Source organism: Nocardiopsis protaetiae, assembly GCF_045446735.1.
Lineage (GTDB): Bacteria > Actinomycetota > Actinomycetes > Streptosporangiales > Streptosporangiaceae > Nocardiopsis > Nocardiopsis protaetiae.
On the sequence record NZ_JBJJBV010000024.1, the window covers coordinates 36,109 to 59,228 of the forward strand.

Consider the following 23,120-nt stretch of genomic DNA (forward strand, 5'->3'; position numbering starts at 1 on the left):
GGGCCCCGTCCCACTTTATGCACGCCGGGGTGGGAGGATGGGCCCGCACCACGGCGGGGACGAGCAGGGGGAGAAGCGATGGGTGAGCTCAGGGCGCGACGGTCGGTGCTCGCGGTGCCGGGGTCCAACCCCCGGTTCGTGGAGAAGGCGCGCGGCCTGGACGTGGACGCGTTCTTCCTCGACCTGGAGGACGCGGTCGCCCCCGCCGAGAAGGAGGCCGCCCGCGCCACCGTGGTCGCCGCCCTCAACGACGGCGGCTGGGGGGAGAAGGTCCGCACCGTCCGCGTCAACGACGCCACCACCGCCTGGGCCTACCGCGACGTCATCACCGTGGTGGAGGGCGCGGGCGCGAACCTGGACGCCCTGGTATTGCCCAAGGTCACCGCCGCCCGCGACATCCAGTGGCTGGACACCCTCCTCACCCAGATCGAACGCGCCGCGGGCCTGCCGGTGGGGCGCATCGGCATCGAGGCCCAGATCGAGGACGCCAAGGGCCTGACCAACGTGGAGGAGATCGCCGCCGCCTCCCCGCGCCTGGAGAGCCTGGTGTACGGGCCGGCCGACTTCATGGCCTCCCTCAACATGAAGTCCCTGGTCGTGGGCGAGCAGCCGCCGGGCTACGACACCGGCGACGCGTACCACTACGTCCTCATGCGCATCCTCACCGCCGCCCGCGCCCACGGCCTCCAGGCCGTCGACGGCCCCTACCTCCAGATCCGCGACGTGGACGCGTTCCGCCGCGCCGCCGGGCGCACCGCGGCCCTGGGCTTCGACGGCAAGTGGGTGCTGCACCCGCTCCAGGTGGAGGCCGCCAACGAGGTGTTCGCCCCCGCCCAGGAGGACTACGACCACGCCGAGCTGATCCTGGACGCCTACGCCCACGCCACCGGCGTGGAGCGGCGCGGCGCCGTCATGCTCGGCGAGGAGATGCTGGACGAGGCGTCCCGCAAGATGGCCCTGGTCATCGCGGGCAAGGGCCGGGCCGCGGGGCTGACCCGCACCCGCGCCTTCACCCCGCCCGCCTGACCGGCACCCGGCCGGTCCGCTCATCCGCCCGCCTGACCGGCGCCCGGCCCGGACCGCCCCCACCGGCCCGCACACCTGACCGGCGCGAACACGGCCGCGGCTTCTGACACGCGCCCGAACCGCCTCTTACCGGCCTCTCACCCGGATACGGCAGCATGAGGCCCATGGACGCCACCACCGCCACCGTGCTGGTCGCCGACGACGACCGCGCCATCAGGGAGTCGCTGGAGCGCGCCCTCCAGCTGGAGGGCTACACGGTCCGGACCGTCGCCGACGGGGTCCAGGCACTCGCCGCCGTCCACGCCGACCCCGTCGACCTGCTCATCCTCGACGTGATGATGCCGGGCGTCGACGGCCTGGGCGTGGCCCGGGTGCTGCGCGCCGAGCACGACCGCACCCCCATCCTCATGCTCACCGCCCGCGTGGAGACCCCCGACCGGGTGGCGGGGCTGGACGCTGGCGCCGACGACTACCTCGCCAAGCCCTTCGAGCTCGACGAGCTGCTGGCCCGGCTGCGCGCGCTGCTGCGCCGCGCCGCCCCCGTCCCCGGCGACCCCGACGAGGGGACGCTGCGCGTCGGCGAACTCGGCCTGGACCCGCGCGCCCGCCGGGTGTGGCGGGGCGACCGCGAGATCGAGCTGTCCAAGACCGAGTTCGACCTGCTCGAACTGCTGGTCCGCAACGCGGGCATCGTGCTGGACCACGCCACCATCTACGACCGCATCTGGGGCTACGACTTCGGCCCCGAGTCCAAGAACCTCGCGGTCTACATCAGCTACCTGCGCCGCAAACTGGAGGACGGCGGTCCGCCGCTCATCCAGACCGTGCGCGGTGTCGGGTACACGCTGCGCCCGCAGGGGTGAGGGCCGTGTCCGAGGGACGCACCGCCCCCCGCGTGCTCCTGCACCCGAGCGGCTGGCGCCTGGGCACCCGGTTCGCCGTGATGTTCGTGCTGGTCGTGGCGGTCACCATCGCCCTGGTCGGCACCCTGGCCTACACCACGGCGGCCGCGCTCATCCGCGCCGACGTGCGCGACGAGTTCGACCGCGTCGTCACCGCCCTGTCCGACCAGATCGTGTCCCTGCGCGAGGACGAACCGTTCGACCGGAGCCCGATCCTGGCGAGCAAGGACCTCCAGATCCACCTGCTGACCCCGGACGGCGGCCGCCAGGTGGAGGTGTCGGCCACCCCGGAGGTGGTGCTCTTCACCCCCAGCGACGAGGACATGGAGATGGTCCTGGCCGCCGAACCCGGTGACGTGGCCACCCGCGAGCAGGCTGTGAACGGCCAGGTCTACCGGGTGGCGACGGTGTCCCTGGGGGAGGGCGCGGGCGCCCTCCAGGTCATCCAGCAGATGTCGCCCACCGAGCGGATGCTCGACCGCCTGGCCACCCAGATCCTGTGGGTGGGTCTGCTCGTCGCCCTGTGCGCGGCCTGCGCGGGGTGGCTGATCGGCCACCGCACCACCGGGCGCCTGGTCCGGCTCACCGACGCCGCCGAGTACGTGAGCTCCACCGGCCGCCTCGACCCGCTGGCCGGGCGCCGCGACACCCCGGCGGGGGAGGAGGGCGGGAACGACGAGGTGGACCGCCTCGGCGACGCCTTCAACGCGATGCTGGCCCGGCTGGCCCGTTCCCAGGAGGAGCAGCGGCGCCTGGTCCAGGACGCCGCCCACGAACTGCGCACCCCGCTGACCAGCCTCTACACCAACATCCAGGTGCTGGGCCGGGCCGACCGGTTGACCCCGGAGGCGCGTTCGAGCCTCTACGACGACCTGCGCGGGGAGACCCGCGAGCTGACGACCCTGGTCAACGAACTGGTGGGGCTGGCCACCGGCGACCACGAGGACGAGACGCCCAGCGCGGTGCGGCTGGCCGACGTCGCCCGCAAGGTGGCCGACCGCACCCGGCGGCGCACCGGCCGGGAGATCGTCGTGGACGCCGACGACAGCACCGTGCACGGGCGCCCCGGCGCGCTGGAGCGGGCGATGGCCAACCCGGTGGAGAACTCGGCCAAGTTCGACCCGGACGGTTCCGCGCCCATCGAGATCCGCGTCCGCACCGGCACCGTGGAGGTGCTGGACCGGGGGCCGGGCATCGACCCGGCCGAGACGGGGCGGGTGTTCGAGCGCTTCTACCGCGCCACCTCGGCGCGCGGGCTGCCGGGTTCGGGCCTGGGGCTGTCCATGGTGCGGGAGATCGCCCGCGCCCACGGCGGCGACGTGTTCGCCCGCAACCGGGAGGGCGGCGGGGCCGCCATCGGGTTCACGCTCCCGGTGGTCGATCCGGCCGCGCCGCCACCGCCACCGCCCTCCGGCCCGCCGGAGTCCGCTACCGGCGGTTGAGGGCGAACCCCTCCACGGGCAGGGCGACGCCCTCGGCGGCCGCCTCCCGGTAGATCCGCTCGAACCGGGCCAGGGAGTCCTCCAGCCGGTGGGCGGAGGCCATCTCCCTGCTGTGCGCGCCCATGGCCCGCCGCCGCGCCTCGTCGGCGACCACCTCGTCCACCCGGGCGGCCAGCTCCTCCGGCGACCCCGGCGGGTACAGGAACCCGTTGGCGCCCTCCTCCACCAGGTGGGGCAGGGCCATGGCGTCGGCGGCCACCACCGGCAGCCCGGAGGCCATCGCCTCCAGGGTGGCGATGCTCTGGAGCTCGGCGATGCCCGCGATGGCGAACACGTCGGCGGCCCGGTACACGTCCGGCAGGTCCTCGTGGGCGACGAACCCCAGGAACACCACCCGGTCGGCGACCCCCTCGGCCTCGGCCAGGTCCTCCAGCCGCCTGCGGTAGGCGCCGTGCCCGGCCAGCACCAGCTGGACGTCGGCGGCGGTGCGCGCCACCGCCCGGATCAGCTCGTCGGCCCGCTTCTCCTCGTCCAGCCGGCCCACGAACACCACCGTCGTCCGGTCGGGGACGCCCAGCCGGGCCCGGATGCGCCGTCGCCGCGCGTCCCCGCCCTCCACGGGCCGGAACCGGGCCAGGTCTATCCCGCAGGAGACGGGTTCCACCGGCCGGGTGAACCCCTGCTCCCACAGCAGCCGGGCGGCCGCCGGGGTCGGCGTGGTCACGTGGTCCACCCGGGACAGCACCGCGCCCAGGTCCTGCCAGGCCATCCGGGCGGCGTGCGGGCGCAGCGGCCCGGGGACGTGCACGTAGTCGAAGAGGTTCTCCGGCATGAAGTGGTTGGTGGCCACCACCGGAACGCCGTGCGTCCGCGCCGCGGCGGCCAGCATCCGCCCGATGAGGAAGTGGTTCTGGATGTGCACGGCGTCGGGGCGCAGCCGCTCCAGCAGCCGGTCCAGGTGGCCGCGCACCCCCAGCGGCAGGGCCAGCCGAACGCTGTCGTGGACCAGGGACGACATCGACCGCAGCCGGTGCTCGACCACCCCGTCGCGCTCCACCACGTGCGGGTGCCCGTCGGGGGAGGCGCACACCACGTGCACCCGCGCCCCGCGCCGCACCAGTCCCCGGGCCAGCCGGGCGGTGAAGTAGGCGGCGCCGTTCACGTCGGGCGGGTAGGTGTCCGTGCCGATGAGCACGGTCGTGCGGTGCCCCGCGGCGGCCGTCCGGACCTCGGCCGCCGGAGGGGATTCGGGAAGGAACGAGGTGGTCATATCGGGGTGTCTCCTGAGCCGGTGCACGTCGGGTCGCCGTGTACGCACGAGTGTGGGGCACCCGCGTTGACCATCGCCGACCTCCGGGTGACGGTGTGGCGACCGGCGAGCACACGACGCAGGGAACGATACCCTGAGTGATCGTTCGAGCACTCTTCATCACCGCACCGTTGTCGACCGGTGACTTCGTCGGTCACCGGGCCGTCACCGACGACGCTAGACCCGACCCCCGGGTAGGACCAGTAGGCGCGCACCACCACGGTGGTGGCGCTGCCGGGCCCCGCGGTGGTGGTGCCCGCCCCACACCGGGGCGGGGTGCACGGAGGACGGGCGCGCCACGGAGGCGGGGTGCACGACGGATGGACGAACGACGGAGGCGGGGCCGTACGGCCCCGCCTCCGCGGTCTCCTCGTGTCCGTTCCTCCGAACGATCCCCTCCCCCCGGGGTCACTCCCTCCCGTTCCCGGAAGGGTCAGTCCTCCTCGCCCTCCTGCTCGACCGAGGCCGAGCTCTGCTCGCCCAGGGTCACCTTCACGTCCTGCTCCTGGCCGGTGCCCCCCGGGATCACGCCCAGCGTGATCTCGTCGCCCGGGCGGTGCGAGCGGATCTCCGCGATGAGCTGGTCCGGCGTCGTGACCCGGGTCCCGTCGACCGACACGATCACGTCGTCCGCGCGCAGCCCGGCCTCGTCGGCCGCGCCGCCCTCGCTCACCTCGACGATGGCGGCGCCGCCGTCGGGGCTGTTGGTGATGGTGGCCTCGATCGCCGGGTAGCTCGCGCTGCCCTCGGCGACCAGCTGCTCGGCGATCGGCTTGGCCTGGTTGATCGGGATGGCGAAGCCCAGGCCCACCGAACCGCTCTCCTGGGAGAGCCCGGCGATCGCGGTGTTGATGCCGATGACCTCGCCGGCCATGTTCACCAGCGGGCCGCCCGAGTTGCCGGGGTTGATCGCCGCGTCGGTCTGGATCGCGTTGATCACCGTCGAGGTCTGCCCGTTGCCGCTCTCGGTGGCCCCGGTGTTGACCGGCCGGTTCAGCGCGCTGACCACACCCGTGGTCACGGTGCCGGACAGCCCCAGCGGGGAGCCGATCGCGACCACGTCGGCGCCCACCCCGACCTGGTCGGAGTCGCCCAGCACGGCGGGCTGGAGCCCGTTGGCGCCCTGGGCCTGGACGATGGCGATGTCGGACACCGGGTCCGAGCCAAGGACCTCGGCCGGCTTGGAGGTGCCGTCGTTGAACAGCACCTCCAGCGGGCCGCCCTGGGCGGCGTCCACGACGTGCGCGTTGGTGAGGATCTGCCCGTCGGAGGAGATGACCACACCGCTGCCGCCGCCGTTGGCGGTCTGGATGGACACCACGCTCGGCAGCACCTTTTCGGCGACCTCGCCGACCTCGCCCTCGGTGGCGGTCCCGCCCTGCTCACCGGTGAGGGAGCTGACCGGGCCGCTCAGGCCGTCGGGGAAGAGGGCGGCGGTGCCCAGCGCGGCGGCCGGGCCGACGATGAGGCTGGTGACCAGGGCCGTGACCGCGGCGATGCCGACGACCCGGCCCGAGCCCTTCTTGCGCTCGGGCTGCGGCGGGACCCCGCCGGCGCCGTGTTGGCCGTAGGGCGGCTGCCCGCCCGGGAAGTGCGGGGCGCCGAACGGTCCCTGCGGGCCACCGGGGCCCTGCGGCCCGCCCGGACCCTGGGGCCCCTGCCCGCCGGGGCCCTGCGGCCCGTGGCCGTGCAGGGCCTGCCCGTGCTGGGCGGCCTGCGGCGGCCCGGGGTGTCCCTGTGCCTGCGGAGCCCGGCCGTGCGGGGCCTGTGCGTGCGAGGCCTGTCCGTACGGAGCCTGCGGCCCCTGCCCTCCCGCCGCCCCGAATCCCCCCGAGGCGGCGGCGTGCGGCACCGGGCCGGGCCCCTGGGCCGCCGGGCGCGCGCCCTCCCCGCCCTCGGGCGGGAAGGAGAACGCGACCCGGTCGGTCTCGTTGGGGCCGGTGGCCCAGCGCGGCGGCTGGTCCTGCGCCGCCTCGTGCGGCGCGAACCTGGGGCCGGTGCCCTCCGTGAATCCGGGTGCCCCCGCACCCCGGATGTCGGAGGGCTCCGGCCCCTGCGGACCGGAGGTCCCGTGCTCGCCGGAGGTGTTCCCCACCGACCCGGCGGCGTCGGTCCCGGGCAGGTTCTCCGCGTCGTCGGGTTCGGTACCTGGTGTGGGTTCGTTGGGGTTCAACTCATCCTCCGGCTGGCGGGACGATGTTCCGATCTGATGTGCTCCATCATGCGGCGCATGGGTTAGAACAGGGTGAGAGCCCGATATACCGGGGTTTCGAGTCCGTTCTCCTCCGGAGAGCGAGCGAAGAGGACATCCCCCGTCCTGATCGTCGGCCCCTGAGGCCTATGCACCGAGATGTCCGGAACACTACCGCGCCGCGACCGAACCGACACAGACCGAAGGGCCGACCTTGATCAAGATCGTGCTGGCCGATGACGAGCACCTGGTCAGAGGGGCGATCGCCGCCCTGCTGGGTCTGGAGGACGACCTGGAGGTCGTCGCCGAGGTCGGGCGCGGCGACCTCGTCGCCGACGCGGTCGGCGCACACGGCGCCGACGTCGCCGTGCTCGACATCGAGATGCCCGGGGCCACCGGGCTGGAGGTCGCCGCCCGGCTCAAGGAGTCCGCCCCCGGCTGCGGCGTCGTCATCCTCACCAGTTTCGGCCGGCCCGGATACCTGCGCCGCGCCCTGTCCGCGGGCGCCCGCGGGTTCCTCGCCAAGGACGCCCCCGTCGACCAGCTCGCCGGGGCGATCCGCCGGGTCCACGACGGCGGCCGCTACATCGACACCGACCTGGCCGCCGCCGCCCTGGTCGGCGGCGAGAGCCCCCTCACCGAACGCGAGACCGAGGTGCTGCGCGCCGCCGCCGACGGCGCCACCGTCGCCCGCATCGCCGCCACCCTCCACCTCAGCGAGGGCACCGTCCGCAACTACCTCTCCAACGCCATCGGCAAGGTCGGCGCCGACAACCGCATGGCCGCCATCCGCACCGCCCAGGACATGGGCTGGCTGTAATTTTTTGAGCCTCCGCTCCGCTTCGGCCCACCCGTCGCCCACCGCCACCCTCAACGGACGGCCTGCGGCCACAGGCTTCTCCTCGAAGACTTCTCCTCCAGGGCCTCCAGAACCCCGCCGGCGCCTCGCGGATCTCCCGGCCCCGGATCAGAGGAAGCGAAGGACCAGCATGGCCGTGTCGTCGGTGTGGCCGCCCGGGGCGTACTCCTCCAGCTCGCGGTCGATGCGGCTGATGACCGCCTGGGCCGACAGGCCCGAGCAGCCGGTGAAGATCCGCTCCAGCCCGTCGTCGCCGAGCATGTCGGAGTTGCTGCGGCGCTCGGTCACCCCGTCGGTGACCGCCAGCACCACCTCGCCCGGGCGGATGTCCACGTTCTCGGTGGTGAACCCCACGTCCTCGAACGCCCCCAGCAGCGGCTGCGAGGTGCCGAACGGCTCCACCTCGCCCTTGGGGGTGAGCCGCAGCGGCAGCGGGTGCCCGGCGCACACCATGCGCACCCGCATCCCGCCCCCGCCGTCGGTGGCCGGGGTCATCTCCCCGTACAGCATCGTCAGGAACCGGGTCGAGGTGTTCTCGTCCAGGATCGCCATGTTGAGGCGCTGCATGATGTGCGAGGGGGTGAACCCCTCCTTGGCCAGCGCGCGCAGCGTGTGCCGGGCCAGACCGGTCACCGCGGCCGCCTCCGGGCCGGTCCCGCACACGTCGCCGATGGCGAAGCACCACCGGCCGCTGGCCGCGAACACGTCGTAGAAGTCGCCGCCGACCACGTTCTTCTCGTCCGCCGGACGGTAGAACACCGCGTGGTCCACGCTGGGGATCGTCGGCTCCTTCTCCCTGGCGGGCAGCAGGCTGCGCTGTAGCGCCACGCTCATGGAGGCCTGCCGCTCGTGCAGGCGGGCGTTCTCCATCGCCGAGGCCACCCGGCGGCTCAGGTCGTCGGAGACGTCCACCTCCTCGCGGGTGAAGTCGTCCGACTCGTTCTTGCCGATGGTCATCCGGCCCAGCTCGCGCCCGTGCGCCACCAGCGGGATGCTGATCGCCGGGCCGCGCACCAGCTCGCGCACCAGCCCGTCGTCGATCTCCCGCCCGTCGGCGTCGATGAAGTCGGCCGGGCCCCACAGCGGCTGCGGGTCGCGCTGCTCGCGCGGCGGCTCCCCGGCCAGCAGCTCGCGCAGCACGTCGTTGTAGTTCTCGTTGCCGTGCATGACGTGCGTCAGCCGCGGCACACCCAGCTCGTTGATGGTGTGGATGGCGCACCAGCGCCCCAGCCGGGACGTGATCAGCTGCGCGGCCAGCGCCCCCGTCATCCGCTCGTCCAGCGTGCCCGCGAGCAGGTCGCTGGCCTCGGCGAGGAAGCTGAGCGAGGCCCGCCGGTTGAGCTCCACCTCGGCCAGCCGGGCGCGCTCCACGGGCAGCGCGATCAGGTCGGCGCCCTCCTGGAGCCGCTTGGCGGCGGCCGCCGCGAAGTGCCGGGCCCGCCGCGACGCCACCCCGAGCAGGCCGGTGACCCGGCCGTCCACGATGAGCGGGGCGGTCACCAGCGACCGCATCCCGGCCCGCGACAGCCGGCCCCGGTGGGCGCGCGCGATCATCAGGTCGTCGTTGATCACCGCGCCGGGTTCGGGCGCCGCCGACGGGAACGCCTCCTCGGTGCGGATGCGCAGCGGCCGCCACGGCGCGCCGCCGGAGGTGAGCCCCACCGCGGAGCGCACCTCCCACATGGTCTCGTCGGAGGTGGCCAGCGCGATGTAGGCGGCGTCCCCGCCCAGCGCCGTCGCGGCGTACTCCACCGTCCGCTCCAGCAGCTGGGGCAGGCTCAGCCGGGAGCCCAGCGCGGCGTCCAGCGAGGACCACGGCGCGGGACGGGTGGGGCGGCTGGGGGTACGGCGCACCGCCGCCGGGGCCTCCAGGGACGACACCCCCTCGCCCGCGTCGTCGATGCGGAACCACACCGCCTTGTCGGCGCGCCCGTAGCTCACGCCCCAGCTGGACGCGATCGCCGAGGCCAGGGCCAGCCCCAGCCCGCCGCTGCGCTCCTCGCCGCGGGACGGCGAGGCGTCCACGGAGAGCGGGCCGGCCTGGGGCACCGCGCGCTCGGGCGCGGAGTCGGTCACCATCACCTCGACGGCGCCCTCCAGGCGGCGCACCGTCACCTCCAGGGACGAGCGGGCATGGATGACCGCGTTGGTCACCAGTTCGCTGACCAACAGGATCACGTCGTCGAACGGGTCGGGCACCCCCCAGGACAGCAGGGTGTCGTGGACGAACTCGCGAGCCGCCGCCGCGGTCTCGGGCGCGGGCGGGAACTCTCGTCGAGCGACCTTCAAGGTGTCATGTGCCGGCAAGCCGTCGGGTCCTTCATCACTGGGTTCGTCGCTGGATACGGACGAGGGGGCAGGTGTGGACGAGGTGTGGACACTGACACGATACGCGGCCCCGGCCACCCGGGCCGGTCCATCCGGCCCTATCGCCCCCGGGCGCCTCCCGGGTGTGTCCCGGGAGGGGATCGACATCGCGAACCCTCCTGTGCGGGTCGACGCGGGCGGTTAGTGTAAGTCGATACGTCCGCTCACAGCCCGATGGTGGCCGATGCCAGGGTCACGGAGGAGGGGTTCGATGCCCGAGGCGGTCGGTGCAGTGGCCGACGACCAGCTGGACGAGATCCTGCGCGCGCTCTACCGGATGCGCGACGGGGACTTCAGTGTGCGCCTGCGCAAACGGGGCAGCGGGACGATCCGCGAGATCGCCTCGGTGTTCAACGAGGTCGTCGACCACAGCGAGCAGCTCAGCAGCGAGGTCAAGCGGGTCGACGCGATCGTCCGCAACGAGGGCCGGCTCAACGAGCGCATCAACGTCAACCCCTCCCGGGGCGCGTGGGCGGAGAGCGCCATGGCCCTCAACACCCTCCTGGACGAGGTGGCCGAGCCGGTCACCGACGTCGCCCGGGTCCTGGACGCGGTCGCCGAGGGCCAGCTGACCCTGCGCGCCTCCACCCAGGGCAGGCGGGGCGAGCTCAAGGGCGACCTGCTGCGCCTGGCCACCACGGTCAACCGGATGGCCGACCAGATGAGCGGCTTCACCCAGGAGGTCACGCGGGTGGCCCGCGAGGTGGGCACCGAGGGCAAGCTCGGCGGCAGCGCCCGCGTCGAGGGCGTCTCCGGCGCCTGGCGCGAGGTCACCGAGGCGGTCAACCAGATGGCCTCCCGGCTCACCGTGCAGGTGCGCGACATCTCCGAGGTCACCACCGCGGTCGCCCGCGGCAACCTCAGCAAGAAGATCACCATCGACGTCCAGGGCGAGATGCTGGAGCTCAAGGACACCGTCAACACGATGGTGGACCAGCTCTCCACGTTCGCCGACGAGGTCACCCGGGTGGCCCGCGAGGTGGGCACCGAGGGCAAGCTCGGCGGCCGGGCCAACGTGCGCGGCGTCCAGGGCATCTGGAAGGACCTCACCGACAACGTCAACTCCATGGCGGACAACCTCACCAACCAGGTGCGGGACATCTCCCAGGTGACGACGTCGGTGGCCCGCGGCGACCTCACCCAGAAGGTCCAGGTGGACGTCCAGGGCGAGATGCTCGCCCTCAAGAACACCGTGAACACGATGGTCGACCAGCTCGACGCCTTCGCCGACGAGGTCACCCGCGTGGCCCGCGAGGTCGGCAGCGAGGGCAAGCTGGGCGGTCGCGCCAACGTCAAGGGCGTGTCGGGCATCTGGAAGGACCTGACCGACAACGTCAACTCGATGGCCAACAGCCTCACCTACCAGGTGCGCAACATCTCGCAGGTGACGACGGCGGTGGCCGCCGGCGACCTCACCAAGAAGATCACCGTGGACGCCCAGGGCGAGATGCTGGAGCTGAAGGACACCATCAACAAGATGGTGGACCAGCTGTCCGCGTTCGCCGACGAGGTGACCCGCGTGGCCCGTGAGGTGGGCACCGAGGGCAAGCTGGCCGGCCAGGCGCACGTGCGCGACGTGTCCGGGGTCTGGAAGGACCTCACCGACAACGTCAACTCCATGGCCAACAACCTCACCTACCAGGTGCGGCAGATCTCCATGGTCACCCGCGCCGTCGCGGCCGGCGACCTGACCAAGAAGGTCACGGTCAACGCCAAGGGCGAGATCCTGGAGCTCAAGGAGACCATCAACGTGATGGTCGACCAGCTCTCGGCCTTCGCCGACGAGGTGACGCGTGTGGCCCGCGAGGTGGGCACCGAGGGCAAGCTGGGCGGCCGCGCCGACGTCAAGGGCGTCTCGGGCATGTGGAAGGACCTCACCGAGAACGTCAACTCGATGTCGCACAACCTCACCACCCAGGTCCGCAACATCTCCGAGGTCACCACCGCGGTCGCGGCCGGCGACCTCACCAAGAAGATCGACGTCAACGCCCAGGGCGAGATCCTGGAGGTCAAGACGACGGTCAACACGATGGTGGACCAGCTGTCGGCGTTCGCCCTGGAGGTCACGCGGGTGGCCCACGAGGTGGGCAGCCAGGGCCAGCTGGGCGGGCAGGCCAAGGTCGAGGGCGTCTCGGGCACCTGGATGCACCTCACCGACAGCGTCAACGGCCTGGCCGGGAACCTCACCACCCAGGTGCGCGCCATCGCCGAGGTCGCCAACGCCGTCGCCAAGGGCGACCTGACCCGCAACATCCAGGTCGACGCCCGCGGCGAGATGGAGCAGCTCAAGGACAACATCAACCTGATGGTGTCCAACCTGCGCGAGACCACCGCCACCCAGCGCGACGCCGACTGGCTCAAGTCCAACCTGGCCCGCATCTCCGGCCACATCCAGGGGCACCGCGACCTGCACGAGCTGGCCCGCCTCATCATGACCGAGGTGACGCCGCTGATGAACGCCCAGCACGCCGCCTGCTACCTGCCCGAGGACATGGACGACGAGGAGGCGTTCCTGTTCTACGCCGGGTTCGGGTTCGAGCCCTCCGAGCAGCGCCGCCGCATCCGCAAGGGCGTCGGACTGGCCGGGGAGGCCCTGGACCAGCAGATCGAGCTGGAGGTCGGCAACCTCCCCGACGGGTACGTCACCATCGACTCGGGGCTGGGCGGCGCCAAGCCGCGCCACCTGTACATCCTGCCGATCCTGTCGGAGGAGCGGGCGCTGGGCGTCCTGGAGTTCGCCTCCTACGACGAGTTCCGCGAGATCCACAAGAACTTCCTGCGCCAGCTGGTCGCCCTGCTGGGCACCACGATCAACACGATCCTGGCCAACAAGCGCACCGAGGACCTGCTGGAGCAGTCCCAGCAGCTCACCAACCAGCTGCGCGAACGCTCCAACGAGCTCCAGCGCCAGCAGGAGGAGCTGCGCAACAAGAACGCCGAGCTGCGCCAGAAGGCCACCCAGCTGGCCAACCAGAACCGGGCCATCGAGCTCCAGAACCAGCAGATCCAGCGCTCCCGGAACGCGCTGGAGGAGCGCGCCCACCAGCTCCAGGTCTCCTCCAAGTACAAGTCCGAGTTCCTGGCGAACATGTCGCACGAGCTGCGCACGCCGCTCAACAGCCTGCTGATCCTGGCCCGGCTGCTGGCCGACAACGCCGAGCAGAACCTCACCCCCAAGCAGGTGGAGTTCGCCCAGACCATCCACAAGGCCGGCAGCGACCTGCTGCTGCTCATCGACGAGATCCTCGACCTGTCCAAGGTCGAGGCGGGCCGGGCCGAGGTCTCGCCCAGCGACGTCTCCATCGACCAGCTCGTCGACTACGTGGAGGCCACGTTCCGGCCGGTCACCAGCGACCAGGGGCTCGCGTTCTCGGTGGACGTCTCGCCGGACATCCCCGACACCCTGTGGACCGACGAGCAGCGGCTCCAGCAGATCCTGCGCAACCTGCTGTCGAACGCGGTCAAGTTCACCCCGCAGGGCGAGGTGCGGCTGCTCATCGAACCCGCGTGGGCGCTGGACGACGCCGACCTGGAGATGTTCGTCGAGAACGAGGAGATCATCGCGTTCACCGTCGCCGACACCGGCATCGGGATCGCCGAGGACAAGCTCCAGGTGATCTTCGAGGCGTTCCACCAGGGCGACGGCGGCACCTCCCGCCGGTTCGGCGGCACCGGGCTGGGGCTGTCCATCAGCCGCAACTTCGCCCGCCTGCTGGGCGGTGAGATCCGGGTGCAGAGCGTCCCCAACCAGGGGTCGACGTTCACCCTGCTGCTGCCGGTGCGGCTGCCCGACGACGCCGCCGAGCGCGCCGGGGAGGACACCGGCCTGGACGCGGTGCCCGCCCTGGAGTCCGGCCGCGACGACGACTTCGGGATGCCCCCGGAGGAGTTCGACGCGGCGGTGGCGGCGCTGACCGACCCGGGCACCGAGGCGCTGCCCGCCGTCCCGGTCCTCAAGGCGCCCGAACCCGTCGTCGAGCCGGCGGCGTCCGCGGGCGAGCCCGAACCGGAGCGCCAGGGCGAGGCCCGCACCGACCCCGAGCGCCGCGCGGTGCTGTCCGGGCGCCGGGTCCTCATCGTCGACGACGACGTGCGCAACGTGTTCGCGCTGACCAGCGCCCTGGAGGCGCAGGGCCTGGAGGTCCTGTACGCCGACAACGGCCACGAGGGCATCGCCAAGCTGGAGGCCAACGAGGACATCTCGCTGGTCCTCATGGACGTGATGATGCCCGACCTGGACGGCAACCAGACCACGGAGCGCATCCGGCAGATGCCCCAGTTCGCGGAGCTGCCGATCATCTCGCTGACGGCCAAGGCCATGCAGGGCGACCGCGAGCGCAGCCTGGCGGCGGGCGCCACCGACTACGTCACCAAGCCGGTGGACCTGGACCACCTGCTGGACGTGATGCGGCACTGGCTGACCGTCGACCCGGCCGACAGCGCGCCCGGGTCGGCCACCGACCCGGGGGCCGCGGCAGCGGTCGGGGCCCGAACCCGGCACAATGGCGCGGAGGGAGACAGCAACCGCAGCAGTCTCGGGGATGACACCGGCCCCAAGGGGAACACCGGCAACGACGACCCGACCCAAGACCTGGAGTGACCGCCGTGACCCAGAAGGCCAACATCCTCCTCGTGGACGACCGCGACGAGAACCTCATCGCGTTGGAGGCGGCCCTCACGTCCCTGGACCAGAACCTGGTCCGTGCCGGATCCGGCGAGGAGGCGCTCAAGCACCTTCTGGGCACGGATTTCGCGGTCATCCTGCTGGACGTGGTCATGCCGGGCATGGACGGCTTCGAGACGGCCGCGCACATCAAGCAGCGCGAGAAGACCAAGGACGTGCCGATCATCTTCCTGACCGCCCAGGAGATCGACCGGCACCAGGTCTTCCGCGGCTACGCCTCGCGCGCGGTCGACTTCCTGCTCAAGCCGTTCGACCCGTGGGTGCTGCGCTCCAAGGTCGAGGTGTTCGTCGAGCTGCACCAGCTCAAGGCGCAGATGCGCGAGCAGGCCCGCACCCTCCAGCGCGACCTGGGCCAGGAGACCGGGGAGCCCGGCAGGGTCCTGGCCGACCAGCTCGCCCTGCGCTCGGGGCAGGTGCAGGAGGAGCTGGCCGAGCTGCGCCGCCACATCGTCGACGCCTACCAGGACACCGACCAGCCCCTGGTGGACGGGGTGCGCCGGGTGGACCGCGCGTTCTCCCGGCTGTCCACCCTCATCGACACCCTCCACGGCCCCGAGGACTGAGCACCCGAGCGACGGGCCGAAGCGAAGCGGCGGCCCGAAGCGGGCACGGCTACTCCGGACGCGGCGGCAGGGCCAGGCCGATGTGCTCGCCGATCTCCTCGATGAGGCCCAGGTCGGCGAGCCGGAAACTGCCCCGGTTGCTGCGCCGGATCAGGGTGAGCGCCCCCCGCACGCCCCGGCTGCCGCGCAGCGGCACCGACAGCAGCGAACCGGCGCCCAGCACCGACAGCAGCGGCGCCCCCGAGGAGGCGCGGCCCAGCACGCCCTCCTCCTCGATCAGCGGGAACAGCAGCGACTGCCCGCGGCCCAGCACCTCGCCGGGGATGTCGGCGTCCTCGGGCACCGCCCCGGACACCTCCCCGCGCTGCTCTTCGGTGGCGTCGGGCGGGCCGGCCACCACGGCGCGCCGCGCCGCCAGCGGATCGGGCAGGTCGCACACGTCCACGATCACCCAGTCGGCGTAGGAGTCGGCGAGCAGTTCGGCGGCGTCGGTCAGCGCCAGCGGCTCCCCGGCCCCGCCCGGGCCGGCCGAGCGCAGCAGCAGCCGCGTCATCCGGGTGAGCACGTCCAGCCGGCGGGCGGCCAGCACCACCACCTGGTCCTCCACCTCCGTCTCCAGCGGGGCGGGGCCCTCCTCCTCGCCGCCGTTCATCGGCGGCGACATCGCCACCAGCACCAGCGGGTTCGGCTCGGTGGGCAGCTCCACCCGGGTCAGGGTGAGGTGCACGTCCTCGGCCCAGCCGCGCTGGGCCAGCCGGGACTCCAGGTCGGCGTCGCCGTCCCCGCGCACCACCGCCGCCAGCCACGACCGCATCGCCGCCCGCCGCCGCAGGTCCACGAAGTGCACGAACGGCTTGCCGGTCAGGTAGCCGGGGCCGCTCCCCAGCCGGGCCGCGCCGACGTTGTTGATCCGCCGGATGTACCCCTCGTGGTCGAGCAGCACCACCGGCACGCTCAGCTCGGTGAACATGGCCCGCAGCAGGGTGCGGTCGCCGTCGTCGTTCTGGCGGCGCTGCTCGGGCGGGTCGGCGTGCGCCTGAGCGAGCTGTGACCCGGCCTCGCCCAGCAGGCGCTCGGCGTACTCCAGCTCGGCCAGCGCGGCCTCGGCCGTGCTCTGCCCGTCGTCGGGGTACATGGTGTGCGTATCGCGCAGGGCCGCGATGCGCTCGCCCAGAGCGGTGATCTCTCGTTGCAGCTCCGCCAGGTGCACGCGGGCTCTCCCTGTCGTCGCGGTCGGCCATGACCATCACGACGCTAACGGATGTGCCCTCCCGTGGCGGCACGGGGCTACCGTGGTCCTGAAAGAAGCAAGGAGGCCGGATCGTGTGGATCGAGCGCCTGGCCCGCGATATCGGCGCGCTGGGGCACAGCGAGGGCACCACCCTCGAACGCGCCCTGGACCAGATGGGCCGCGCCGCCGCGCTGGGCGTGCCGGGCTGCTCGGCGGCGCTCGTGGTGGTCTGGCGCGAGGTGGCGGGCCCCGACGGGTCGGTGCGCCACGTCGTCGTCGACTACGGCGCCTCCCACGCCGACCTGGCCGCGGCCTTCGAGCACCAGTACACCACCGACCAGGGCCCGGCCGTGGAGGCGGTGCGGGAGATGCGCCGGGTCCGGGTGGGCGACGTGCTGCGCGAGTCCCACCGCTGGCCGCGCTACACCAGCATGGCGGTGCAGTGCGGGGACCGATCCTCGCTCACCCTGCCCAGCCCGCTGCCCGGCGACGGCGCCGACGCGGACCGGGTGGTCACGTTCGGGGTGCATTCCGTGCGCCCGGACGCCTTCGACGAGGGGGTGGTCGCCCCGCTGACCGCGCTGCTGGCCGAACACGCCGCGGCGTCGCTGCTCAACGTGGGCCGGCGCACCGACGAGGCCCGCCAGAGCGCGCACATGCGCCGCGCCATGACCGCGCGCACCGTCATCGACCAGGCCAAGGGCATCATCATGCACGCCCGCGGCTGCGACGCCGACACCGCCTTCGCGGCGCTGCGCGAGGTCGCCCAGCGCAACCGCAAACGGGTCGTGGACGTCGCCCGGGACCTCGTCGCCGAGAACGCGGGCCCGGGCACGAGGGCTGATGAGTCCCGAGCGTGATGGAAAGACGCCATGATGGGCAGGGGCCGGGTGCGGTGACCGGCCGATCCGACGGCGACAAGGAGTGGCGAGCGTGACGTCATCAGACATCCCGATCCGTCGCGAGGACGGGATCGTCGTCGTGACCCCCGTGGGGGAGATGGACGCGGTGACCTCGCCCGCACTCGCCGAGGCACTGGACGGGGTCCTGACGTCGGAGACGCCGCACGGCGTGGTCATCGACCTCACCAAGGTCGGGTTCTGCGACTCCCGGTGCATCGGAGTCCTGGTCGCCTCCTACCGGCAGGCCCGCGACCTGGGGGTGGGGCTGGTGGTCGCCGAGCCCCAGCGCCAGGTGATGCGCCTGTTCATGATCGCCGGCATCGACCAGGTCATCCCGATCGCCGAGACCGTCGACCGGGCCGTCCAGGACCTCAAGGACTAGGGGATCGGGATCGGGACGTCCTCGGTCCGCCTGTCCAGGAAGTGCAGCCGCACCGACGACCCCTCGCCGCCGCCGGTGATCTCCAGGAAGTCGCAGATCTGCCGGGTGATCCACAGCCCGTAGCCCCGGGGCCGCAGCCCGTCGGAGGGCCGGTACCCGGTCAGCGGGTCGATCGGCCCGCCGCGCTCGTCCGACACGTCGCACACCCAGCGGTCCTCGGTCCGCCACACCCGCACGCCGCCCTTGCCCGCCCCGTGCTCCAGCACGTTCGCGGCCAGCTCGTTGACCGCCGTCACCAGGCGCTCCACCTGGTCGGCGTCCATCCCCTCGGCCTCGCCCAGCGCGGTCAGCTCCCGGCGCAGCCGCGGCAGCGACGGGCCGATCTCCAACCGGTGGACGGTCCCCTGCACCGGGAGCGGCTCGGGGGCGCGCGGCCGGGTGCCGAACGCGGCGGTGCCCTGGTACGACGGGTTCGGGTACGGCCCGTCGGCGCCGATCAGCACCGGGTGGGTGGCCAGCACCGCGGCCCGGTCGCGGGGGGACAGCACACGTTCGTCGTGCGCGCACACCAGGCGCATCCGGGCCGGGGCCAGGGCCGTGCACAGCACCGACTCCCAGCGCCGCCACTCGCGGGTCTCCAGGGCCCCGCGCGGGGCCGGGGGCTCGGTGACGACGAGGACACCGCCCGGGTGCGCCGACGCCAGCCGGTGCAGCGCCGCCAGGGCGCGCCCGGGGGAGGCGTACAGGCGGGCGCGGTCCACGGTGTGCACACGCGCCCCCACGGCCTCCGGCAGCGCGGACAGCAGCCCGTCGACGCGTTCGTCGGAGACCGCGAGGACGGCGCGGACGTCCCCGGCGGAGCGGAGCAGCCCGGTCACCGCCTCGCGGAACCACCGGTCGCGGCGGAAGAGTAGGCCCTGGTGTTCGAAGGTCATGGATCCGTGGTCGGCGGGTCGGGGGTCACGGCGCCCGGGCGCGGGCGCCGCCGTCCGAGATGTACCCGCTGCGGCCCCCCGGAGAAGACACCGGGGGGCCGATAACGCGGACGCGGAGCGAGGAGGTCCACGAGGGTCAGTGCGCGGCGGCGGACAGCACCAGGCCGTCCGCTTCCTCGTCGAGTTCGTCGCGCTCGGCGGGACGGGGCCGGGCGCGGTCGTAGGCGATCTCGGTCTCGATCGCGATCCGTTGCCAGGTGAACCGGGAACGGGCTCGGTCCACCGCGGCGATGCCGTACGCGGTGCTCATGGTGGGAGTACCGAGCACCCAGCGCACGGCCCGGGCGACCTCGTCGGGGTGGCCGAACCGCATCAGCACGCCGCTGGTGCGGTGCAGGACCGCGCCGGGGACGGCCCCGGTCGCGGTGGCCACCACGGGCAGGCCGCACGCCATGGCCTCCAGCACGGCCCCTCCGTAGGGGTCGTAGGAGGCGGCGGACACGTACACGTCCGCCGAGCGCAGCAGGCGCGGGAGTTCCTTGCGCTCCACCGGGCCGACCAGGTGCAGGCGGTCGTCGACGCCGGCCTCCTTGGCCCGGAGTTCGAGTCGACGGGCGTTCTCGTCCAGGGAGACGTCCGTGTGGGAGGTGGTGGAGATCAGCAGCAGCTCGGCCTCGGGCAGCCGCAGCAGGGACTCCACGAGGCGCTCGGCGCCGCCGGGGCGGTCGGGGGAGGTGACCGCGACCAGGCGGGGGCGCTCGCCGCGGGAGGAGCGCCAGTGGTCGGAGGAGGTGCCGCCCTCCACGGTGAAGTGGTCGGTGTCCACGCCGAACGGCACGACGCTCACGTGGTGCCGGGGCACGCCCAGGCGCGCCAGCTCGTTCTGCTGGTCGGTGGAGCCGACCAGGACCCGGTCGGCCCGGGACGCCAGGATGGACTCCATGCGGGCGCGCTGGGGGTCGCTGTCCAGCCCGGAGCGCTGCTCGCCGGCGTTGAGGGAGTGGAAGGTCTGCACCAGGGGGATCGCGCTCTGGTCGCGCTCGCTGTGCGCCTGGGCGTGCAGGGCGGCCAGGCCGCTGGTCCAGCCGATGGCGTGCAGGACGTCGGGCCGGTCCTCGTCGAGGGCGGCGGCCAGGGCGGTCCCGAACGCGCCGGTGTGCTCGGCGTGCTCCTGCTCGTCCAGCGTGCGGGCCGGGCCCGCGTCGAGGTGGGTCACGGAGACGCCGCGCGCCATCCGGGTGCGCCCCTCGGGCTGGTCCGGGTCGCTGCGGCGGACGTAGACGGTGACCTTGTGGCCGCGTTTGGCCAGTTGGCGGGAGAGGGCGCACAGGTGCAGGCTCGCGGGGCAGGCCGGTTCGCCCCGGTGGGCGGGGAGTGGGTTGGTGTGTTCGGCGATGATCGCGATCTTCACGAGGCTGAGCTCCTAGGGCACGAGCGGGTGTGCCCGTTGGGGGTGCCCGGGGGACTCCGGAGCGGGGTCGGAGTCCCCCGGGACGGGTGGATGGTTCAGGAGGGCTGTCGGCTCACCGTCGGCGGACATGCCGAAGGAGGGCGCTCGGCGGTGGATGCGCGGCGGCCCGGGCAGCGGGCGCACGACGCCCGCTGTGGGAAAGGGAAAGAAGAGGGGGGAGGAAGGAGAAGGGCAGACGCACGGGAACCACACCAGACGACCTGTTCGAAGGGGTATCATTCGCCACTGTGCGTGACCGTATGTGGATGCACAGTGGTGGTCGTGTGTGTCTGCGTCTTAGACACCCAACGCGGTCATTATGTCAGACCCCGTCGCCCCGGACAACCGGCCGGAGGTTTTCGACCGCTGTCGGACAGCGTGAACCGGCCGATCGGGACCGCCCGTAAAGCAGGGTGCGGGGGACCCTGCCGGACACCCGCCGCGGCCGCTACTGTCAATGCGGAGCAACACGTACTCCGGGCAGCACTTTCGGCACTCGAATCCCGTGCGGGAACTGCATATCCGGGTGTTTTCCGTCATGATGTACCCGGATTTTGACCTACCCCGGCAGTGGCTCGGTACGGTTGCAGAATCCAGACGTTGAACGGGATTCGACCAAGGGTCCGGCGCACGAGTCGGGCAGCGGCCACGGCCGACGAAACGGGAGGAAGGGCGTATGGGTGTCGCTGGTGGGGAAGTCATCGTCACGGCCCTCACGCACCGGGGCGCTATCCGTCCCGCCAACGAGGACGCCATCGTCATGGGGGCCCTGACCGTCGCCAGTGCGAACATGACCTCTCCGGTCCGCTGCGTGCTGCCGGTGAGCGAACCCGTCATCCTGGCGGTCGCCGACGGCATCGGCGGCCAGGCGGCCGGTGAGATCGCCTCCGAGCACGCCGTGCACCGCATGGCGGAGATGGGGCCGCGGCTCGGCGGGCCGGACGAGATCGCCCAGCTGCTGAGCAACATCGACGAGGAGATCAAGGACCACGCCCTCCAGCACACCGAGTTCGCCGGGATGGGGACCACGGTCGCGGGCGTACTGCTCAACAGCGACGGCAACTTCTGGTTCAACGTCGGCGACTCCCGCACCTACCGCCTGGACGGGCGCCGCCTGGTGCAGCTGTCCGAGGACGACTCCCCGGCGCTGCCCCCCTCCGAGGACGGCCGCCCCGTCACCACCAACTTCATCACCCAGTCCCTGGGCGGCAGCTCGGGCGGCAGCATGGTCCCGCACGTGGGCCGCGACGACGCCGCCGACCCCAGCGCCTGGCTGATGTGCAGCGACGGCCTCTCCGACCTGGTGCTGCCGGAGGAGATGGAGCGGATGATCGCCGAGGCCGGCAGCGACGAGGCCGCCGTCCACGCCCTGTGGCAGGCCGCCATGGAGGCGGGCGGCAAGGACAACATCAGCATCCTCCTCGCCCGCCGCGTCTGACCTCGGAGAGACTTCCTCCCCCTCGTATCCCGCAACGTCCGAAGGGCCCGCGCACCGATCCGGTGCACGGGCCCTTCGGGCTCGTGGTGCGGGTTCCCCTACTCGGCGGAGGATCCCTTGCGCAGGCGCAGGGCGACCACCGCGATGGCGCCGATCGCGATCACGCCCACGGCGATGATGGCGATGACGCCCACCGGCAGGCCGCCCTCGTCCTCGGCGGCGGCCTCGGAGGCCTCGACCTCCACCGCGGACTCCTCCGCGGCGGGCTCCCCGGCCTCGGCCGGCTCCGCGGACTCCGCGGGCTCCTCGGCCGGGGCGGCGGCCGCGACGGCCTCCCCGGTCACCGTGAACGTCAGGGAGTCCTGGATCGGGTGGCCGTCGGAGGACACCACCCGGAACCCGATCGTGTACTCGCCCGCCTCGTCCAGCGGAAGCAGGTCCACGGACACGTCCAGGCCGTCGTAGGTGAGCTCCCCGTCCTGGTAGGTGGTCTCCCCGTCCGGGCCGGTGACGACCACGGCGCTGCCGGAGCCGCCCTCCATGGGCGCGTTGTTGAACGAGAGCACGACCTCCTCCGGAACGGTGTCCAGGGTCGCGCCGTCCTCGGGGCTCGACCCGGTCAGCACGTCGTGGGCCAGGGCGGGGGCGGGCACCGCGACCAGGGCGGCGGCCAGCACGGCGGCCGGGACCAGGGCGCGCCGCAGGGGGGAGATGTGGGTACGGGTCATTCTTCTCTTCTTCTCTCGTTCTCTCGGGCTCGTTCAGCGCCGGGGGCACCGCACGGCGGCGGTCCCCGGTCTCGTCCTCTCCTGGGCCGCTAGGCGGCCGGGGAGAACGCGGGCGGCCCGCGCGGAGGGTGCGCCGAGAGCCCCGGGTCGACCGGCACCGCCACGGGGGCGGGCACGGCGGCCGCGGGGGAGGGGAAGGGTGAGAGTTCGCGGGCGCGCGCCGGCGGCAGCGCGCGCGAGAGCAGGGCGGCCAGGAACCACAGCGCCGACTCCCCGTGCGCCAGCAGCGCCGAGGCCAGCAGCGCCGCCCACAGGTGCGCCAGCAGCATGCCGGGGGCGAGGCCGAGGGCGTGCGCGAGCACCCCGTGCCCGGTGTGGTCCGTGCCGGTGTCGAAGGTCGCGAACGCGGGGTCGGCCGACCCCTGGAGGATCAGGTGCAGGGCCACCTGGGCGCCGGCCATGACGGCGAAGATATCGCCGAAGCCGCGCATGATGCGGGTGAAGCGCCACAGCACGGGCGTGAGGAAGGCGGTCGCCAGGGCGAACCCGCCCGCACCGGCGGGCTCGGCGGCCCACAGGTTGTGCCCGACCCAGGCGAGCCCCGTGCACGCACCGGCCAGGGAGGCCGTGCGCAGCAGACGGAGTGTGCCATGGGCGGGTCGCACGTGAGAAAACCTAGATCCTGTCCGATTCGCCCGCAAGGGCACGACG

General features: G+C 72.9%; 17 protein-coding genes. 9 read left to right on the plus strand and 8 right to left on the minus strand.

Annotated features, from left to right (window positions below; translation table 11 throughout):
• The first annotated feature begins 78 nt into the window (after positions 1-78).
• The 3 genes from ACJOT3_RS06280 to ACJOT3_RS06290 all read left to right on the plus strand — a co-directional run bounded on the left by ACJOT3_RS06280 (position 79) and on the right by ACJOT3_RS06290 (position 3,370).
• Positions 79-1,026, plus strand: a complete 948-nt coding sequence (locus ACJOT3_RS06280; RefSeq protein ID WP_406969754.1) for an HpcH/HpaI aldolase/citrate lyase family protein — start codon at positions 79-81, stop codon at positions 1,024-1,026.
• 164 nt (positions 1,027-1,190) lie between these two features.
• Entirely contained in the window at positions 1,191-1,889 is a 699-nt protein-coding gene (locus ACJOT3_RS06285) for a response regulator transcription factor (RefSeq protein ID WP_406969756.1), read from the plus strand.
• 5 nt (positions 1,890-1,894) lie between these two features.
• On the plus strand, positions 1,895-3,370 hold the full coding sequence (locus ACJOT3_RS06290) for a sensor histidine kinase (RefSeq protein WP_406969759.1): 1,476 nt from the start codon (positions 1,895-1,897) through the stop codon (positions 3,368-3,370).
• Here the strand turns inward: ACJOT3_RS06290 and ACJOT3_RS06295 are convergent.
• Positions 3,357-4,640, minus strand: coding sequence for a glycosyltransferase (locus ACJOT3_RS06295; protein ID WP_406969761.1), 1,284 nt, complete (start codon positions 4,638-4,640; stop codon positions 3,357-3,359). The two genes, ACJOT3_RS06290 and ACJOT3_RS06295, sit on opposite strands and share 14 nt — an antisense overlap.
• A gap of 472 nt (positions 4,641-5,112) precedes the next feature.
• Positions 5,113-6,852, minus strand: coding sequence for a trypsin-like peptidase domain-containing protein (locus ACJOT3_RS06300; RefSeq protein ID WP_406969762.1), 1,740 nt, complete (start codon positions 6,850-6,852; stop codon positions 5,113-5,115).
• 232 nt (positions 6,853-7,084) lie between these two features.
• Here ACJOT3_RS06300 and ACJOT3_RS06305 point away from each other — a divergent pair, with 232 nt between their 5' ends.
• Positions 7,085-7,690 carry a response regulator gene (locus ACJOT3_RS06305; RefSeq protein ID WP_406969764.1) on the plus strand — a complete coding sequence of 202 codons (606 nt, stop codon included), beginning with the start codon at positions 7,085-7,087 and terminating at the stop codon, positions 7,688-7,690.
• Positions 7,691-7,837: 147 nt separating this feature from the next.
• Here the strand turns inward: ACJOT3_RS06305 and ACJOT3_RS06310 are convergent, their stop codons facing one another.
• Positions 7,838-10,018: a SpoIIE family protein phosphatase gene (locus tag ACJOT3_RS06310; RefSeq protein ID WP_406969780.1), complete on the minus strand. Its 2,181-nt coding sequence runs from the start codon at positions 10,016-10,018 to the stop codon at positions 7,838-7,840.
• A 289-nt stretch (positions 10,019-10,307) separates the two neighbouring features.
• Here ACJOT3_RS06310 and ACJOT3_RS06315 point away from each other — a divergent pair, with 289 nt between their 5' ends.
• Positions 10,308-14,696 carry a HAMP domain-containing protein gene (locus tag ACJOT3_RS06315; RefSeq protein ID WP_406969766.1) on the plus strand — a complete coding sequence of 1,463 codons (4,389 nt, stop codon included), beginning with the start codon at positions 10,308-10,310 and terminating at the stop codon, positions 14,694-14,696.
• Between the two features lie 5 nt (positions 14,697-14,701).
• Positions 14,702-15,343: a response regulator gene (locus ACJOT3_RS06320; RefSeq protein ID WP_406969782.1), complete on the plus strand. Its 642-nt coding sequence runs from the start codon at positions 14,702-14,704 to the stop codon at positions 15,341-15,343.
• 49 nt (positions 15,344-15,392) lie between these two features.
• Here ACJOT3_RS06320 and ACJOT3_RS06325 read toward each other — a convergent pair whose 3' ends face one another.
• On the minus strand, positions 15,393-16,478 hold the full coding sequence (locus tag ACJOT3_RS06325) for a GAF domain-containing protein (protein ID WP_406969784.1): 1,086 nt from the start codon (positions 16,476-16,478) through the stop codon (positions 15,393-15,395).
• A gap of 188 nt (positions 16,479-16,666) precedes the next feature.
• Between ACJOT3_RS06325 and ACJOT3_RS06330 the strand changes: the two genes are divergently transcribed.
• Both ACJOT3_RS06330 and ACJOT3_RS06335 read left to right on the plus strand, forming a co-directional pair.
• Positions 16,667-17,434 carry an ANTAR domain-containing response regulator gene (locus tag ACJOT3_RS06330; protein WP_406969768.1) on the plus strand — a complete coding sequence of 256 codons (768 nt, stop codon included), beginning with the start codon at positions 16,667-16,669 and terminating at the stop codon, positions 17,432-17,434.
• Between the two features lie 73 nt (positions 17,435-17,507).
• Positions 17,508-17,858 (plus strand): STAS domain-containing protein, encoded by a 351-nt coding sequence (locus ACJOT3_RS06335; RefSeq protein ID WP_406969770.1) that lies wholly within the window; start codon positions 17,508-17,510, stop codon positions 17,856-17,858.
• On the opposite strand, the gene ACJOT3_RS06340 is transcribed toward ACJOT3_RS06335, so the two are convergent.
• Positions 17,855-18,793 carry an anti-sigma factor RsbA family regulatory protein gene (locus ACJOT3_RS06340; RefSeq protein WP_406969772.1) on the minus strand — a complete coding sequence of 313 codons (939 nt, stop codon included), beginning with the start codon at positions 18,791-18,793 and terminating at the stop codon, positions 17,855-17,857. The genes ACJOT3_RS06335 and ACJOT3_RS06340 overlap by 4 nt on opposite strands.
• 136 nt (positions 18,794-18,929) lie before the next feature.
• Positions 18,930-20,204: a glycosyltransferase gene (locus ACJOT3_RS06345; protein WP_406969774.1), complete on the minus strand. Its 1,275-nt coding sequence runs from the start codon at positions 20,202-20,204 to the stop codon at positions 18,930-18,932.
• Positions 20,205-20,919: 715 nt separating this feature from the next.
• Here ACJOT3_RS06345 and ACJOT3_RS06350 point away from each other — a divergent pair.
• Positions 20,920-21,681: a PP2C family protein-serine/threonine phosphatase gene (locus ACJOT3_RS06350; protein ID WP_220563310.1), complete on the plus strand. Its 762-nt coding sequence runs from the start codon at positions 20,920-20,922 to the stop codon at positions 21,679-21,681.
• A gap of 98 nt (positions 21,682-21,779) precedes the next feature.
• Here the strand turns inward: ACJOT3_RS06350 and ACJOT3_RS06355 are convergent, their stop codons facing one another.
• Both ACJOT3_RS06355 and ACJOT3_RS06360 read right to left on the minus strand, forming a co-directional pair.
• Positions 21,780-22,409: a copper resistance CopC family protein gene (locus tag ACJOT3_RS06355; RefSeq protein ID WP_406969776.1), complete on the minus strand. Its 630-nt coding sequence runs from the start codon at positions 22,407-22,409 to the stop codon at positions 21,780-21,782.
• Between the two features lie 89 nt (positions 22,410-22,498).
• A complete protein-coding gene (locus ACJOT3_RS06360; protein ID WP_406969778.1) occupies positions 22,499-23,074 on the minus strand; it encodes a copper resistance protein in 576 nt (191 codons plus the stop codon).
• Between the last annotated feature and the right edge of the window lie 46 nt (positions 23,075-23,120).